The sequence below is a fragment of the Klebsiella sp. MPUS7 genome, assembly GCF_009905335.1.
GTDB lineage: Bacteria > Pseudomonadota > Gammaproteobacteria > Enterobacterales > Enterobacteriaceae > Klebsiella > Klebsiella grimontii.
Window position 1 is genome coordinate 5371034 of record NZ_CP047604.1, and the last position, 17286, is coordinate 5388319.

A 17286-nucleotide genomic window follows, 5' to 3' on the forward strand; every position below is an offset into this window, starting at 1 on the left:
CATAGAAGATGCATATTGATGGCGCGATAGCGCGTGTGCGCCAATTGATTAACTGGAGCAAGACCGATGAAAAAAGTCGTCACGGTTTGCCCGTATTGCGCATCAGGTTGCAAAATTAACCTGGTGGTCGATAACGGCAAAATCGTCCGGGCTGAGGCGGCACAGGGGAAAACCAACCAGGGTACCCTGTGTCTGAAAGGCTATTATGGCTGGGACTTTATTAACGATACCCAGATCCTGACCCCGCGCCTAAAAACCCCCATGATCCGTCGCCAGCGTGGCGGCAAACTGGAATCCGTCTCCTGGGATGAGGCGCTCGACTACGTCGCCACTCGTCTCAGCGCCATTAAAGAGAAGTATGGCCCGGACGCGATTCAGACTACCGGTTCGTCCCGTGGGACGGGTAATGAAACCAACTATGTGATGCAAAAATTCGCGCGCGCCGTTATTGGTACCAATAACGTTGACTGCTGCGCTCGCGTCTGACACGGCCCTTCGGTTGCAGGTCTGCACCAATCGGTCGGTAACGGCGCTATGAGTAATGCCATCACCGAGATCGACAACACCGACCTCGTGTTTATCTTCGGGTACAACCCGGCAGATTCACACCCTATTGTGGCGAATCACGTGATTAACGCCAAACGCAATGGGGCGAAAATCATCGTCTGCGATCCGCGTAAAATCGAAACCGCGCGCATCGCCGATATGCACATTGCGCTGAAAAACGGCTCGAACATCGCGCTGCTCAACGCCATCGGGCATGTCATTATCGAAGAGGATCTCTACGATAAATCCTTCGTCGCCAGCCGTTCCGAGGGCTTCGAAGAGTATCGCAAAATCGTCGAAGGCTATACGCCGGAGTCGGTGGAAGAGATTACCGGCGTCAGCGCTCAGGAGATCCGCGCCTGCGCCCGCATGTACGCCAACGCAAAGTCCGCCGCGATCCTGTGGGGGATGGGCGTGACCCAGTTCTATCAGGGCGTGGAGACCGTGCGTTCGCTGACCAGCCTGGCGATCCTGACCGGCAACCTCGGCAAGCCGAGCGTCGGCGTTAACCCGGTACGTGGCCAGAACAACGTTCAGGGCGCCTGCGATATGGGCGCGCTGCCGGATACCTATCCGGGCTATCAGTACGTCAAGTTCCCGGAAAATCGCGAGAAGTTCGCCAAAGCCTGGGGCGTTGAAAGCCTGCCGGAACATACCGGTTATCGCATCAGCGAGCTGCCGCACCGCGCGGCGCACGGCGAAGTGCGGGCAGCGTACATCATGGGGGAAGATCCACTCCAGACCGACGCCGAGCTGTCCGCCGTGCGTAAGGCTTTCGACGATCTGGAACTGGTTATCGTCCAGGATATTTTCATGACCAAAACCGCCTCAGCGGCCGACGTCATCCTGCCGTCCACCTCGTGGGGCGAGCATGAAGGCGTCTATACCGCAGCGGACCGCGGCTTCCAGCGCTTCTTTAAAGCGGTAGAGCCGAAGTGGGACCTGAAAACCGACTGGCAGATCATCAGCGAAATCGCCACCCGTATGGGCTATAAGATGCACTACAACAACACCCAGGAGATCTGGGACGAGTTGCGTCATCTGTGCCCGGATTTCTACGGCGCCACCTACGAGAAAATGGGCGAGCTGGGCTACGTGATGTGGCCATGCCGCGATGAGTCCGACGCTGACCAGGGGACTTCTTATCTGTTTAAAGAGAAGTTTGATACCCCGAACGGTCTGGCGCAGTTCTTCACCTGCGACTGGGTCGCGCCGATTGACAAGCTCACCGACGAGTATCCGATGGTGCTGTCGACGGTGCGTGAAGTCGGCCACTACTCGTGTCGTTCGATGACCGGCAACTGTGCGGCGCTGGCCGCGCTGGCGGATGAACCGGGCTACGCGCAGATCAACACCGCCGATGCCGAGCGTTTAGGCATTGAGGATGAAGCGCTGGTGTGGGTGAACTCGCGTAAAGGCAAAATCATCACCCGCGCGCAGGTCAGCGATCGCCCAAATAAAGGGGCGGTTTATATGACCTACCAGTGGTGGATTGGCGCCTGTAACGAGCTGGTTTCCGAGAACCTGAGCCCGATAACCAAAACCCCGGAGTACAAGTACTGCGCCGTCAACATTGAGCCGATTGCCGACCAGCGGGCCGCCGAGCAGTACGTGATTGACGAGTACAACAAGCTGAAAACCCGTCTGCGCGAAAGCGCGCTGGGCTAATCAGGCCGCCTCCCCGGAGGCGGCGCTGCGCACCTGTCCGGGCTACAGGATCCGTAGCCCGGGTAAGGCGTTTACGCCGCCCCCGGGAAACAGACGGCACGACTCTTCGGGTAAAACATAAGTATTCCCCACAAGTTCCCGTCGTTTTCTTCTCCTTCACCTGCCTTTATACTGCTCACTATGTCCTCTACCGATAATAAAAAATGAAATACCTCTTTTTACTGCTGGTGATGGCAAGCGTCGCCGCAGGCGCCATGGAACCCGGCAGCCAATACAAACCGCAGGCCGAAGCGGGCGACCCGCGCGCGCAGTATTACCTGGCGGATACCTACGTTAGCTTCGGCGATTTTCCGCAGGCCGAATACTGGGCGCAAAAAGCTGCGGACAACGGCGACGGCGATGCGCTGGCGCTGCTGGCCCAGCTCAAAATCCGTAACCCGCAGCAGGCCGACTATCTCCAGGCGAAAGCGCTGGCGGAAAAATCCATCCAGACGGGTAGCAGGGCGGGAGAAATAGTCCTCGCCCGGGTGCTGGTAAATCAGCAGGCCGGTACGCCGAACTATCCGCACGCCATCTCCCTGTTACAGCATGCCGCCCAGGATCCGGAAAGCGACTCCGCCGTCGATGCCCAGATGCTGCTGGGGCTGATCTACGCCAGCGGCGTTCATCCGCCGGAGGATGACGCAAAAGCGACGCAGTATTTCAAAGAGAGCTCCGCCCTCTCCCGCACCGGCTACGCCGAGTACTGGGCCGGGATGCTTTTCCAGCAGGGAGAAAAAGGCTTTATCGAACCGAACAAGCAAAAAGCGCTGCACTGGCTCAACGTCAGCTGTCAGGAGGGGTTTGATACCGGCTGTGAAGAGTTCGACAGGATCAGTAAACGATAAGAAAAAGCCCGGTGCGATGTCACCGGGCCTGCTGTTTTATTGCGCCGTTTTATCAAATTTGCCCAGCACTTCACGCTCATACGCCAGCGCTTTTTTGCGGTCAAATTTATGTTCCCACTTGGCGATAACCAGCACCGCCAGCGCGTTACCCACCACGTTCAGCGCGGTACGCGCCATATCAAGGATACGGTCAACGCCGGCGATAAAGGCCAGACCTTCCAGCGGAATGCCCACGCTGCCCAGCGTCGCCAGCAGCACCACGAAGGAGACGCCCGGCACGCCGGCAATCCCTTTCGACGTCACCATCAGCGTCAGCACGAGGGTAATTTCCTGCCAGATGGAGAGGTCGATACCGTACAGCTGGGCAATAAAGATCGCCGCAATGCTCTGATACAGCGTTGAGCCATCGAGGTTAAACGAGTAGCCGGTCGGCACCACGAAGCTGGTGATCGACGCCGGCGCGCCATAGGCTTCCATCTTCTCAATAATACGCGGCAGCACGCTCTCGGAGCTGGCGGTAGAGTAGGCCAGAATCAGCTCATCCTTCAGAATGCGGATCAGGGTCCAGATGCTCAGTCCGCACACCCGCGCCACGATGCCTAAAACCACCAGCGCGAAGAACAGGATCGCGAAGTAAACCAGAATCACCAGCTTCGCCAGCGGCCACAGCGAAGCGAAGCCGAAGGTCGCCACGGTCACCGAGATCAGCGCGAACACGCCGACTGGCGCATAGCGCATCACCATGTGCGTCACTTTGAACATGGTTTCAGAGATAGAGCGGAACACCGTAACCAGCGGTTCGCGGTGGGTGGCGGGCAGCGAGGAGAGGCCGAGACCAAACAGCACCGAGAAGAAGATGATCGGCAGCATGTCGCCTTTCGCCATCGAGGCCACGATATTGGTCGGTACCAGCGAGAGGATCGTGCCCATCAGGCCATGCGCGTGGCTCTGCACTTCCGCCGTGGTGTTTTGATACTTTGAAATATCCACCGCCGCCAGCTGCGACATATCGATCCCGCTCCCCGGCTGGAAGACGTTGGCCAGGGTAATCCCCAGCACGATAGCCACCGTGGTGATCACTTCAAAATAGATAATGGTTTTCGCGCCGATACGGCCCAGCTGCTTCGCATCGCCCACGCCCGCAATACCGACCACCAGGGTCGAAATAACGATCGGTACGACGATCATTTTAATCAGATGGATAAAGATATCGCCCGCCGGGGTCAGCAGATTCGAGATCAGCCAATCACGGCTTTCGGCGTGGTAATGCAGGTAACTGCCCAGAAGTATGCCCAGCACCAGGGCCAGCAAAATTTGCCAGGCCAGGCTGACTTTTGTTTTTTTCTTCACTACAGACTTCCTCAATGAAAGGCACCATTCCAGGAGGTAATGGCGCCCACTGAAAGGGGTATGAATTGTGTTGCGTTGCTTTATAGGGTTATTTAACGCGCAATATCAGTATCATTTGCACGGCATGCTGCGCAAGTCTTTAAGAACAGCGGTTTACTCTGATTTTATGCATAAACCCGCTAATATCCCCACCTTATGTTGCATAAGTATTTGTTATAAAAAATATTTAATATATTCAATTTCTATAAATCCATTTCTGAAATTATTTCACCTCAAAGTTTCATTTGATTGCTTTTCATTCAATTTATTTATTGCGTGATCTGCCCCCCAAATAGCAAACAAAGCCGCCAAAGCCCCTACTATTAACGTTTATTTGACATATATTTAACAACCTACAGGAGAAAAAAAGCCATGAGCCAAATACATAAACACCCTATTCCCGCTACTATTGCGGAACGTTGCCTGATTAACCCGGAACAGTACCAGGCGCAGTATCAGCAGTCCGTCACCGACCCTGATGCCTTCTGGGGCGAGCAGGGCAAAATCCTTGACTGGATGAAACCCTACACGCGCGTGAAAAACACCTCATTCGCGCCGGGCAATATTTCGATTAAATGGTACGAAGACGGCACGCTGAACCTCGCCGCTAACTGCCTCGATCGCCATCTGGCGGAGCGCGGCGACCAGACGGCCATCGTCTGGGAGGGCGATGACGCCAGCCAGAGCAAAAACATCACTTATCGCGAGCTACACCGCGATGTCTGCCGCTTTGCCAACGTCCTGCTCGATCTCGGCATTAAAAAGGGCGATGTTGTCGCTATCTATATGCCGATGGTGCCGGAAGCGGCGGTGGCCATGCTGGCCTGCGCCCGCATCGGCGCTATCCATTCGGTGATTTTCGGCGGCTTCTCGCCGGAAGCGGTCGCCGGACGTATTATCGATTCAAACTCCCGCCTGGTGATCACCGCTGATGAAGGGCTGCGCGCCGGTCGCGCGATCCCGCTGAAGAAGAACGTCGATGACGCGCTGAAGAATCCGAACGTCAAAAGTATCGAAAATGTGGTGGTGCTCAAGCGTACCGGCGGCAAAATCGACTGGCAGGAAGGGCGCGACCTGTGGTGGAGCGATCTGATTGAGAAAGCCAGCGCGGAACACCAGCCTGAAGAGATGAACGCCGAAGATCCGCTGTTCATCCTGTATACCTCCGGTTCCACCGGTAAGCCAAAAGGCGTGCTGCACACCACTGGCGGCTACCTGGTCTATGCGGCCTCGACTTTTAAATACGTGTTCGACTACCATCCGGGCGACATCTACTGGTGTACCGCCGACGTCGGCTGGGTCACCGGTCACAGCTACCTGCTGTATGGCCCGCTGGCCTGCGGCGCGACGACGCTGATGTTCGAAGGCGTACCGAACTGGCCGACCCCGGCGCGCATGTGCCAGGTGGTGGATAAGCATCAGGTCAACATTCTTTATACCGCCCCTACGGCGATCCGCGCGCTGATGGCGGAAGGCGATAAGGCTATCGAAGGTACCGACCGCTCTTCCCTGCGCATACTCGGCTCCGTCGGCGAACCGATTAACCCGGAAGCCTGGGAGTGGTACTGGAAGAAAATCGGCAACGAGAAGTGCCCGGTGATGGATACCTGGTGGCAGACCGAAACCGGCGGCTTTATGATCACCCCGCTGCCCGGCGCCATCGAGCTAAAAGCCGGCTCCGCCACGCGTCCCTTCTTCGGCGTCCAGCCGGTGCTGGTAGATAATGAAGGCACGCCGCTGGAAGGTGCGACCGAGGGCAACCTGGCGATCGCGGACTCCTGGCCGGGTCAGGCGCGCACGCTTTTTGGCGACCACGAACGCTTCGAGCAGACCTATTTTTCCACTTTTAAAAATATGTACTTCAGCGGCGACGGCGCGCGCCGTGACGAAGATGGCTACTACTGGATCACCGGTCGCGTCGATGACGTGCTGAACGTTTCCGGCCACCGTCTGGGTACCGCCGAAATTGAATCGGCGCTAGTGTCGCATCCGAAAATCGCCGAAGCGGCGGTGGTCGGCATTCCGCATAACATTAAGGGCCAGGCCATCTATGCCTACGTGACCCTCAACCATGGCGAAGAACCGACGCCGGAGCTCTACGCCGAGGTACGCAACTGGGTACGTAAAGAGATCGGACCGCTGGCGACGCCGGACGTGCTGCACTGGACCGATTCCTTACCGAAAACCCGTTCGGGCAAAATTATGCGCCGTATTCTGCGCAAAATTGCCGCGGGCGATACCAGTAATCTCGGCGATACCTCAACGCTTGCCGATCCGGGCGTGGTGGAAAAACTGCTCGAAGAGAAGCAGGCCATCGCGATGCCATCGTAAACCAACCGATCCCCTACACCCTCTCCCCTTCGGGGGAGAGGACATAAATACATACTCCCGAAGGATTTCAGGTAGCAGGAATGCGGTAAACAGGCTGATTCCCGACAGTTAGCTGCCGGGCGGATGAGTGTTGCCGACGACCGGCGCGTGAATGACAAAAGGGAACCTCTGGAGACGCTACGATGAACGATCAGATTTGTCAGCGGATAGAAAATAGTGCGCATTTTAAGGAGCTTGTTGCAGCCCGGCAAAGGTTTGCCGCCATCCTGTCACTGATTATGCTGGTGATATATGTGGGCTTTATTCTGCTTATCGCCTTCGCCCCTGGCTGGCTGGGCACACCGCTGCATGCGGGCACCAGCGTCACCCGGGGTATTCCGATTGGTATCGGCGTGATCGTTATCTCTTTCGTATTAACCGGAATATACGTCTGGCGGGCAAATGGTGAATTTGATCGGCTGACGAAGAGCATTCTCAGCGAGGTTAAAGCATCATGAAGAAAGTCCTGACGGCGCTCGCCGCCACGCTCCCTTTTACCGCCAATGCCGCGGATGCTATCACCGGCGCGGTACAGCGCCAGCCGACCAACTGGCAGGCGATTATCATGTTCCTGATATTCGTCGCCCTGACGCTCTATATCACTTACTGGGCGTCAAAACGCGTACGTTCGCGCAGCGATTACTACACCGCGGGCGGCAATATCACCGGTTTCCAGAACGGGCTGGCGATTGCCGGCGACTTTATGTCAGCGGCCTCGTTCCTCGGCATTTCCGCGCTGGTTTACACCTCCGGCTACGACGGGCTAATCTACTCGCTCGGTTTCCTCGTCGGCTGGCCGATCATTTTATTCCTGATCGCCGAACGCCTGCGTAACCTCGGGCGCTATACGTTTGCGGACGTGGCGTCCTATCGTCTTAAACAGGGGCCGATTCGCACCCTCTCCGCCTGCGGTTCGCTGGTGGTGGTGGCGCTCTATCTGATCGCCCAGATGGTCGGCGCGGGTAAGCTTATCCAGCTGCTGTTCGGCCTCAACTACCACATTGCGGTCGTCCTGGTCGGCGTGCTGATGGTGCTCTACGTGCTCTTTGGCGGCATGCTCGCCACCACCTGGGTGCAGATTATCAAAGCGGTCCTGCTGCTTTTCGGCGCCAGCTTTATGGCCTTTATGGTGATGAAGCACGTCGGCTTCAGCTTCAATAATCTGTTCAGCGAAGCGATGGCGGTCCACCCGAAAGGCGCAGCGATTATGAGCCCAGGGGGACTGGTGAAAGACCCGATATCGGCGCTGTCGCTCGGCCTCGGGCTGATGTTCGGTACCGCGGGCCTGCCGCATATTCTGATGCGTTTCTTCACCGTAAGCGACGCTAAAGAAGCGCGTAAGAGCGTGTTTTACGCCACCGGTTTTATGGGTTACTTCTATATTCTGACCTTTATCATCGGCTTCGGCGCGATCATGCTGGTGGGGGCGAATCCAGCGTTCAAAGATGCGGCCGGTCAGCTTATTGGCGGCAACAACATGGCGGCGGTGCATCTGGCGGACGCGGTCGGCGGCAATCTGTTCCTCGGCTTTATCTCGGCCGTCGCCTTCGCTACCATTCTGGCGGTGGTGGCCGGTTTAACGCTGGCGGGCGCTTCGGCGGTCTCTCACGACCTGTACGCGAACGTGTTCCGTAAAGGCGCGACCGAACGTCAGGAGCTGAAGGTCTCGAAGATTACCGTGCTGATCCTTGGCGTAGTGGCGATTCTGCTGGGCATTCTGTTCGAGAATCAGAACATCGCCTTTATGGTCGGCCTGGCGTTCTCCATCGCCGCCAGCTGTAACTTCCCGATTATCCTCCTGTCGATGTACTGGTCGAAGCTGACCACCCGCGGAGCGATGATTGGCGGCTGGCTGGGTCTGCTGACCGCGGTGATACTGATGGTCCTCGGCCCAACAATCTGGGTACAGATCCTCGGTCACGAGAAGGCGATATTCCCGTATGAATATCCGGCACTGTTCTCTATCGCCGTTGCCTTCATCGGTATCTGGTTCTTCTCCGCAACCGATAATTCCGCGGAAGGATCGCGCGAGCGCGAGCTGTTCCGCGCCCAGTTTATCCGTTCGCAGACCGGGATTGGTATCGAGAAAGGTCAGGCGCATTAATCACACCGGTTCCCCGGCCCGATGGTCGGGGAACGCTTTACTCTAATTATAGCTAAAGGTTATCGTTCCGCTGGCATTGGCCGTTCCCGGTGTTATTTCAGAGCCGGTTTTATAATAGTTAGTCGTAAACGTTAATGAATTCGATGCCGCCGCGCCACCCGGATTATCAGGGTTAGAAAATATCGTATAGCTAGACTCTGCGCCTGGATTCGTCACCGTCGTTCTGTTGACGGCATCGAAGACCCTGTATGTAGAATTGTTTACGGATAGCGGCGCGCCGTTGATATTCAACTGCACCCCCACGCCGGTCGCGACATTGTCGCCAGGCGTTAACGCAATCACGGTATGATCAGGGTTATCACCTTCCGCTTCTGTCGCCATAATACGCATCGTCACGTTGGTTCCTGGCTCGCAGCTCAGGGTAAGCGTTTGCTGAGCAAAACCGGCTTTAGCAGAGAGATTGAACGCGTTCGAGTTAACTGAGCCCATCGGAAAATTCAGCGCGGTTGTGCTCGCTGTACAGCCCATCGGCGTCAGCTGGATTTTTGTCGTACCGCTCACGTGCAGTTGAGAAATAACCATCGTATTATTGCCATCTCTAATCGAAACCGATGAGACGGGGTCCTTCAACGTCAGGGCGCTATTGCTGGCTATCGCTCCGCCAGTAGCAACCAGCTGCAGCTGATATTTTGGCGTATAATTTGTGCCGGCCCAACTATCAAGAAATCCAGTTGGTTTTCCCAAATACATGTCTGCATCACCGATATAATGTTGGCTATAATCGGCATTAAAATCATCAGAATCGCCATTATATTCCCCGGTAATATTTAACCACACTTTTACCCGCAGACCGATACCTGGTACGTTAGTCGAATATATTCCATCGCTAACAGATGAGACGATATTCCCGGAAGACCATGCAAATTGAGCGTATATATTCCCTTGACAGTTAAGCACGCTGGTTTGCGAACGCGTTATTTGCCCTGAATCATAAAGAATCGTTCCTGCCGAGTAGCTTCCCGCATTAATCAATATTTTTTCAGGTAGATTCGTCATCGACACATCGCCATAATTAGTGCCCGTATCGCATGACCAGCCATAAATAGGGAAGCCTAACGCCAGTAGTAATAAAATAGTCTTAAACATATCTTTCCCTGCACGTTATGCATTATTTGTAAGACACATTAAATGTCGCGGCATAAATTACGCCCCCGGCAGTTATCTGGCCATAGGGGGTATACATTCTGGCAATCATGTCAAAAGTGTGACCGCCCTCGCCGTCACTGAATGTGTAGATATATTGATCACCTGGCCCCAGAGACTTTGAATCCTTGAGGCTAAATAGCTGTAAACCAACGCCTTTCGCTCCGCCACTATCGGTCTGGGCATTTTTATATATCATTGAATAAGTACTATCATACCCCGAGCCGCTGAAGGTAATAGTGACCGAGGCTGTACCTTGAGCGCAATTTTCAAACTGAAGATAAACAGGGACGTTTTCGCTATTAGCGCCCGCTTTTCCGGTCATATGTTGATAAGATACCGTACCTAAGTCGATATTTTCAGACGGTTTTATCGACACCTCACAGGAGGGTTCTTCTATCGTGCCGGTAACATTAAAATTCACGGTGCTATTGGCATCATAGGCCCAGGCCGCAGCGCTCACGAAGAGCTGAATAGTACAGCATAATACCAAAAGAGCGATATTCCTCGCCCGTGAAGCGTACTTCATTCCCGCCGTTAAAATAGGGTGTCTATTCATAGATTACTCATCGACAGTTCGCCTGATAAAAAATAATATCGTCGGTTGATTTATTGCCTGAAAAATCATAATTAAAACGGCATTGGGAATTCTGTTCATCGCCCCATTTCACCAACATGCGGCCTTTTTCTGGTAGACCCGTCAGATAAACCTGCCCGGCATCACCCACAATAGCGCTTCTGCTCTCTTTAGCATCCTGGCTTTCATCACTCAGTGAAACGATCGCGCCAAAAGGCACTTCTTTGTTACCAAAGCGCAGGGTCATCATTGCCTTATAGCCAATCCAGGTATCATATTTAACCTTGACGATAGCGTTACGCGTCGGTACCACCGTTCTGACGATGTTATCAATTTCCGCTCCTGAGACCTGCTGCTCATCAAGGGAGAGACTATTTTCGTGATAGGGCCGGACAAAAGGCACGACAGCGTATCCGGCGGAATCGGTCATGACGTTGGTCTGGCCGCGTACCGCCACATCGTTGACGCCGGGGGCTTCAATCAGCGCCACGCTCTCTCCAAGATAACGGGATAGCGTTATTCCACCGGAGTGCGCGAGCATCCCGCCGCGCAGCGAGTAATTATAGTGAGAGCTATAGCTGTCATAGCCATATCCGGCGGCCACCTCGCCTTTAGACCCCTGGTAGTTCAGGTTGACGTTGCCTGAGGTGCTCTTGTCGCTGGCGTTGTACCCTTCCTGCACATTCCAGTTCAGAGATCGGTCCGCAAAAGCCGCGCCGCTCAAACCAAGGCTGTGGGTAGTGTCCCCCATCCGGCTGCTGTTCATGTTGTAGTTGGCTGAGGTATTCGCGCCAAACGGTACGCTCACCGTGAGCGAGATAATATTATCGCTGGATGGCGAACTGTCGCTGTTCTGGCTGGAGCTTTGCACATTTCGGTTATAGGAGTAGTTGATGAAATATGACACCTGCCCAAGGGTATTGCTGTAACTGACACCCAGTGACTCCATACGTGAATCATCCCAGTAAGACTCGCTTACCAGCGACAGGGAGAGTGAACCAAAGCCTGAGAGAATCTGCGAGGCCGAGGCGTCAAAGCGATTTTTCGTCCGCCCGTTTGATGAACAACAGCTGCTATTAGCTGTCGCGTTATCGATGAAATTCTGCAAAGAGTAATAACCATGCGTTGAATAGCGATACCCTGCGACGGAAAAGTTGGTTCCCGTTAATGGAAAGTCTTTACTAAACCGCACGCGGTAAGACTGCCCCTCGCTGGAAGAGGTTTTATCCGCTTCCGGGTTTTCTTTTATCTCAGCCCAAGACTGGGAAGCATCAAATGAGAGCGCGCCGACAGAACCCAGATTAAACCCGGCCCCCAGCAGCGCATTGCTATATTTATCTTCCAGCTGCTGAAAACCACCGTACAGCGTGACGTTGCTCAATGCCCCCCAGGCGACGGTAGACTGCAGGAAATTGAATTCTTTTCCGCCTGAGCTTCCGGAGCGAGTTTTCCCGCTGCTGAAAGCATATTCTACCTGCCCCTCTCGCTGCAGAATCGCCAGCGAGGCAAAAGGCACAACAAAGCTCTGTTCACTACCATCAGATTCTTTCACCTTAACAAAGAGATCGCCCGCGCTCCCGGTGGGGTAAAGGTCGTTTATCTCGAATGCTCCAGGAGAGACCGTGGTTTTATAGATGCTGTATCCGTTCTGATAGACCGTAACGTCCGCCGTAGTACGGGCGATCCCTTTTATCACGGGAGCAAAACCATTCATGCTGTCCGGCAGCATCTCTTTATCAGAGTTCAACTGCAAACCGCTGAAGCTAATGCTGTCAAAGATGCCTGATGAAGTATAAGTCTGCCCTAATATCAGTTGGCCTTTCAGGGCGTGGATATCGCGAGAAATATAGCTATAGACGGAGTCCCACTGGTTGCCGTCCTCATTATGATTAAGGGTACTGTAATTGCGTAAACGCCACGGCCCTACGTTCAGCCCCGGCTGCAAGCTGACAAACTGGCTGGATGTCGATTCACCACCGTGCCGCGGATCGGTTTTTTGCCCGGAAATGTTGTAATTTAGCAGCCCGGCAGTGATACCCTGCTGCCACCGGCTTTCCGGGACGTAACCCTGCGGACGGTGCCGCAGGGCGACCTGCGGTAATGTAAAATCGATTCGCTGGCGTGGAAGCAAGACCGAGGTCTCCCATCCCGGGATCGCAGACAATTTTGCGCATTCAGAGCCCGCCACCGTGAGCGCAGGGTAGTCTTCAACTTTAATCGACCAATCTTTCAGGTGCGCTACGCTGATACAAGGCTGAGCAGAAGCGCCATCACCTTCATTTTGCGGCTTAAAAACGATAGATTCAGAGGTAATAAATTTTTCGTTAATATAGACATCGAGGTTATATTTACCGGGAGGCACGCTTGCCTGGGAAATATAGGATAAATCTACGACTGATGCGCCGGTTTCATTGACTTCAAGTAAGTGGGGATTAAAATATTCCCCAGCGGAAGTCGATAACGGAAATGCGCCAAGACAGCAGAGGATGGCGACATAGCTGCTTTTCAATGAAAATGCATGATTCCATCTTACGTTATTGGATGATGGCGGTATATTTCGGCCCTGACATACCATAATCATTGATCACACTCCATGTGACTTCTCTTTTCCCAGACGAAGTTGCACTTGCTACCGGTATTTTTATTGTTGAATAAGGAGCGACAAACCACGCCTCAGGTAGCGCCTTGCCATTAATATAAATTGCGGAGAAATTCATATATAATGGAGAGTTATTTTTCACCTTGATTTCTCTTCCTTCACTGGACCACTGCAGTTTTTCAGAGAAATTTTCCGGAATCACGTTTTTTAGGGCAGCGGGCCGATAAATAAGCTTAATCCGGGAATTAATTGCAAATTGCACCATGTTTTTGTCTGGTTCGTTGTCCATAGCCGGAATCCCTTTAACGTTGAGCCAAAACATAGATTCCCGATCTTCCGGTAGGGGTTTACCCGAGCGGAGAATGCGAACAAACCCCTGCTCGCCCGCTTTCAATCTGAACAGAGGGGGGGTAGTAATAAATGAATCTTTCGCAGGTGAGGTATCATCAACGATAGAGATCCAGGATTGCACTATATTTGTTACATTATCTTTATTTTGAACAGATACCGTCGTGGTCTTTTTTGTTCCATCGAAAATAACTCGCGTACCGCCAACGACCACGCTCGCCTGCGATACTGAAATGCAGAAAAAAAATAAGACAAAGCATAATAATCTGTTCATAACCGTGTCCAAACAGGGAAAGCAGTTGCTTTCCCTTTATGTATTTATCACTTAATCAATAATAGGTGACGTTATAAGTTACTGTTGTACTTACCGGACCTTTAGTTGGGTCGGCGGCGCCAGACTTAGCCATTTTTACGGTAAACGGAACGGTGGCTTCGCCAGTGGAAATATCCACATCAGAACCTTCGGTATTGTTCTTCTGTAAATTTCCGGCGTTATCAAAAATAGCGACAGCAACATTGGTAGCTGGAGACACTGAAGCCTGGTTTTTAAAATAATCACTATTGTAAGAATCTGCTTCACCACCAAAGGTAATTTTGGCTTTAGTCAGTGCACCAGCATCCGTAGGGCAGCCGGTCAAAGTGAAAGAGAAACTCTTTGCTGCGCTATAGGTGTTAGCTTTTAAATCTGCTACCGAAACAGTGCCCATTTCAATAGCTGTAACGCCATTATCGATAGTAGCGGTACAAGTCGTATCGGCAACGGTTCCGGTGAACTTTATGGTGTTATCCGCATGAGACATTGCAACCAGAGAGCATCCTGCAGATAAGGCCAGGATTTTAGCTAACGTTTTCACATTGGTTTTCATTTGTATTCCCCTATTTATCCAGATGAACAATCAATCCATCAATTGTTTATGGGCATATATTAGCGAATGAGATTGGATACCAACTTAACTACCGTCGGTATATTTTAGGGGAATGAATCGCTTGCATTATATTCACTAAAATACAAGAGCTTTACTTCCACATGAATCCATTCATTAATAAAAGCTCACAGCCCAAATATAACTCAACGCAGGGAAATCCTCAAGAATGAGATAAGGTGTCCTTCAGGATCATAAATAGTTCACATTAATAACCATTAAATATAATTTAAAAATAATCAAATAAAATCAGGTGATTATAAATCTCACATATTCACATAAAAAATATCACAATTAATATAAATTCAAATAACAAATAAATGCCTTCAAAAATGACACATTTAGTTACAAATAAAACGTAAAGTCATTAAGAATATTCGTGAACACATTTAAGAATAAAACACCAGCGCATCCAAATGCTATCATCCACGCAACTGATTGAATTATTACCGCTAAAAGAAAAATAACGCATAGTGCTAAACTTCGTCATTAGAAGCATTCAAAAAATCACCCCTCATCAGGCTCATCTGCCAAAAAGAGCTCAATGATGTCAGAACAGCGCCCAGCGTACCAACGGCGCCGCCAGCACCATGACTACCCCGGAAAGCATCATCACCAGGCTGGCGATGACGCCCTCCTGCGGCCCCAGCTCATAAGAACGCGCGGTACCAGCGCCGTGCGATGCCGCGCCAAACCCTGCCCCTTTGGCCATCCCCTCGCGGATAGAAAGACGCAGAAACAGCACATCGCCCACCGCCATGCCAAATACCCCGGTAACCACGACAAACAGGGCGACTAAATCAGGCTGGCCGCCCAGCGGTTTGGCTGCCGCCAGCGCGAAGGGCGTGGTAACCGAACGTACCGCCAGGCTGCGCTGGATCTCATCGGGCAAGGTAAACAGTCGCGCCAGCCACACCGAACTGGTGACCGCGACAACCGATGCGGTCGTCACTCCAGCAGTCAGCGACATCCAGTGGCGCTTAATGATCGCCAGATTGTCATACACCGGTACGGCAAAAGCGATCGTCGCCGGCCCCAGAAGCCACAGCAGCCAGTGGGCCTCTCCCATATAGCATTGATAAGAGATATGACCGAAAATCAGCAATATGACCAGCAGAATCGGGGTAAAAACTAGCGGCATCAAGGGCAGTTTATGGAAGCGACGATAAAGCCGCTTGTTGGAAAAATAGAGGCCCAGCGTGACCAGAAGACACAGGACGCTTAGCTGAAAATCACTCATGTTTCATCCTGCTCACTTCATAGCGATATACTTTATCAACCACCCACGCCGTTGCGCCCAGCACCATCATGGTACTTAAGCCAATCACCAGAAAGATGCGCCAGCCATCAACCATCAGCAACTGCGCGTAGTTAACGACCGCCACCACCGCCGGCACGAAAAACAGCAGCATCTCCGCCAACAGCCAGCGGGCGCCGGCCCGTACCCAGTTTAGGGGGATAATGCGGCAAACAATCAGCGCCAGCAGCATCAGCATGCCGACCAGATTCGCCGGAAGCGGCAGATGCAGCCAGTTAACTAAATATTCAGCGCAGACAAACACTCCGGCGTAGATCAGGACCTGAACCGGTACCTGCAGGCGTTGCATAATACAAGGCGTCACGCGAGCCAGCGCAAAGGCCATGAGCGGCATTCCATAAAAAGAAGACAGGCGGGCAGTATAGAGAGCCGCCAGCCCCGGCAGAAATGAATTAAAATCATCACAGGTATAGTCTCAGGGAATAATTATGGATATTCGAACGCTGCGCTATTTTGTCGAGGTCGTTCGCCAGCAAAGCTTTACCCGCGCGGCGGAAAAACTATTCGTCACGCAACCCACCATCAGCAAAATGCTAAAAAATCTGGAAGATGAGCTGAGCTGCACCCTGCTGATCCGCGACGGGCGCAGGCTGCTGCTGACCGATACCGGAAGGGTGGTTTTCGAGCGCGGGCAGGCTATTCTTGGCGAATTTCATCAGCTGGAGTCGGAGCTAAGCGATATAAATCATCTGCATAAAGGCGTGCTGCGCCTCGGCATCCCACCGATGGTCGGGATGCTGATGGCTGAACCAATTAGCCGCTTTCGCCAGCGCTATGCGGGCGTCGAACTGAAAATCGCCGAATTTGGCGGGCTGACCGTGCAGCAAGCGGTAAGCAACGGCGAGCTGGATTTAGCCATGACGGCGCTCCCGGTTGACGAGGCCAGCGGCCTGACCACGCTATCTCTGTTCAGCCATCCGCTCTGCGTGCTGACGCCGAGGACGGCGCAGTGGGAAAGCATTGCGTCATTGTCGCCAGAAGCGCTCGCCGCGTATCCGCTGGTGATTTACAACGAGGATTTCGCCCTCAGCCAGCAGCTGATGCGGCTATTTGCTCAACATGACGTCAAGCCGAGCATCGCCGTGCGCAGCGGACAGTGGGATTTTCTGGCCGCCATGGTGCAGACAGGGATTGGCGTTGCGATTTTGCCGGAACCGATTTGCCAGCGTCTCGACCCGCGGAGCTTTTGCTGGATCCCATTACAGAGCGAGCTGCGCTGGGAGCTGGGAATGATTTGGCGGGAAGGCGTGTATATGTCGCACAGCGCGCGGGCGTGGCTGGAATGTAGTAAGGCATTTTGGTTGAGCGACGATATCGCTGGATAGATCTTGTGGGAAGCATACCTTTCGCCAAA

The 17286-nt window shown here is 53.1% G+C and carries 14 protein-coding genes; 6 read left to right on the top strand and 8 right to left on the bottom strand.

From position 1 onward, the window contains the following. Positions 1-66: 66 nt before the first annotated feature. Together fdhF and GUC22_RS25160 are read left to right on the top strand one after the other, a co-directional pair. Positions 67-2214: a formate dehydrogenase subunit alpha gene (gene fdhF, locus GUC22_RS25155; RefSeq protein WP_077598917.1), complete on the top strand. Its 2148-nt coding sequence runs from the start codon at positions 67-69 to the stop codon at positions 2212-2214. A 203-nt stretch (positions 2215-2417) separates the two neighbouring features. Continuing rightward, positions 2418-3101 (top strand): tetratricopeptide repeat protein, encoded by a 684-nt coding sequence (locus GUC22_RS25160; RefSeq protein ID WP_024360207.1) that lies wholly within the window; start codon positions 2418-2420, stop codon positions 3099-3101. A 36-nt stretch (positions 3102-3137) separates the two neighbouring features. On the opposite strand, the gene gltP is transcribed toward GUC22_RS25160, so the two are convergent. Beyond that, complete coding sequence (gene gltP / locus GUC22_RS25165; RefSeq protein WP_004109428.1) at positions 3138-4451, bottom strand: glutamate/aspartate:proton symporter GltP; 1314 nt, start codon at positions 4449-4451, stop codon at positions 3138-3140. A gap of 411 nt (positions 4452-4862) precedes the next feature. Between gltP and acs the strand changes: the two genes are divergently transcribed. The 3 genes from acs to actP all read left to right on the top strand — a co-directional run bounded on the left by acs (position 4863) and on the right by actP (position 8964). Next, positions 4863-6821 (top strand): acetate--CoA ligase, encoded by a 1959-nt coding sequence (gene acs / locus GUC22_RS25170; RefSeq protein ID WP_004137496.1) that lies wholly within the window; start codon positions 4863-4865, stop codon positions 6819-6821. A gap of 182 nt (positions 6822-7003) precedes the next feature. Further along, entirely contained in the window at positions 7004-7318 is a 315-nt protein-coding gene (locus GUC22_RS25175) for a DUF485 domain-containing protein (RefSeq protein ID WP_004127871.1), read from the top strand. Then, a complete protein-coding gene (gene actP, locus GUC22_RS25180) occupies positions 7315-8964 on the top strand; it encodes a cation/acetate symporter ActP (RefSeq protein WP_004137497.1) in 1650 nt (549 codons plus the stop codon). The genes GUC22_RS25175 and actP overlap by 4 nt, the downstream gene beginning before the upstream one ends. 42 nt (positions 8965-9006) lie before the next feature. Here actP and GUC22_RS25185 read toward each other — a convergent pair whose 3' ends face one another. The 7 genes from GUC22_RS25185 to GUC22_RS25215 all read right to left on the bottom strand — a co-directional run bounded on the left by GUC22_RS25185 (position 9007) and on the right by GUC22_RS25215 (position 16257). After that, positions 9007-10110: a type 1 fimbrial protein gene (locus GUC22_RS25185; protein ID WP_049131402.1), complete on the bottom strand. Its 1104-nt coding sequence runs from the start codon at positions 10108-10110 to the stop codon at positions 9007-9009. Between the two features lie 22 nt (positions 10111-10132). After that, positions 10133-10726, bottom strand: a complete 594-nt coding sequence (locus tag GUC22_RS25190; protein WP_116943902.1) for a fimbrial protein — start codon at positions 10724-10726, stop codon at positions 10133-10135. Between the two features lie 7 nt (positions 10727-10733). Continuing rightward, positions 10734-13325, bottom strand: a complete 2592-nt coding sequence (locus GUC22_RS25195) for a fimbria/pilus outer membrane usher protein (RefSeq protein WP_160183847.1) — start codon at positions 13323-13325, stop codon at positions 10734-10736. Continuing rightward, positions 13279-13965 carry a fimbrial assembly chaperone gene (locus GUC22_RS25200; RefSeq protein WP_004137503.1) on the bottom strand — a complete coding sequence of 229 codons (687 nt, stop codon included), beginning with the start codon at positions 13963-13965 and terminating at the stop codon, positions 13279-13281. The genes GUC22_RS25195 and GUC22_RS25200 overlap by 47 nt, the downstream gene beginning before the upstream one ends. Positions 13966-14020: 55 nt before the next feature. Further along, positions 14021-14557 carry a fimbrial protein gene (locus GUC22_RS25205; protein WP_004137506.1) on the bottom strand — a complete coding sequence of 179 codons (537 nt, stop codon included), beginning with the start codon at positions 14555-14557 and terminating at the stop codon, positions 14021-14023. 607 nt (positions 14558-15164) lie between these two features. Further along, positions 15165-15854 (bottom strand): LrgB family protein, encoded by a 690-nt coding sequence (locus tag GUC22_RS25210; protein ID WP_024360202.1) that lies wholly within the window; start codon positions 15852-15854, stop codon positions 15165-15167. Beyond that, positions 15847-16257, bottom strand: coding sequence for a CidA/LrgA family protein (locus GUC22_RS25215; protein WP_024360201.1), 411 nt, complete (start codon positions 16255-16257; stop codon positions 15847-15849). Before GUC22_RS25215 ends, GUC22_RS25210 begins: the two co-directional genes overlap by 8 nt. Before the next feature lie 103 nt (positions 16258-16360). On the opposite strand from GUC22_RS25215, the gene GUC22_RS25220 reads away from it, so the two are divergent. Further along, positions 16361-17257, top strand: coding sequence for a LysR family transcriptional regulator (locus GUC22_RS25220; RefSeq protein WP_024360200.1), 897 nt, complete (start codon positions 16361-16363; stop codon positions 17255-17257). Positions 17258-17286: the final 29 nt, after the last annotated feature.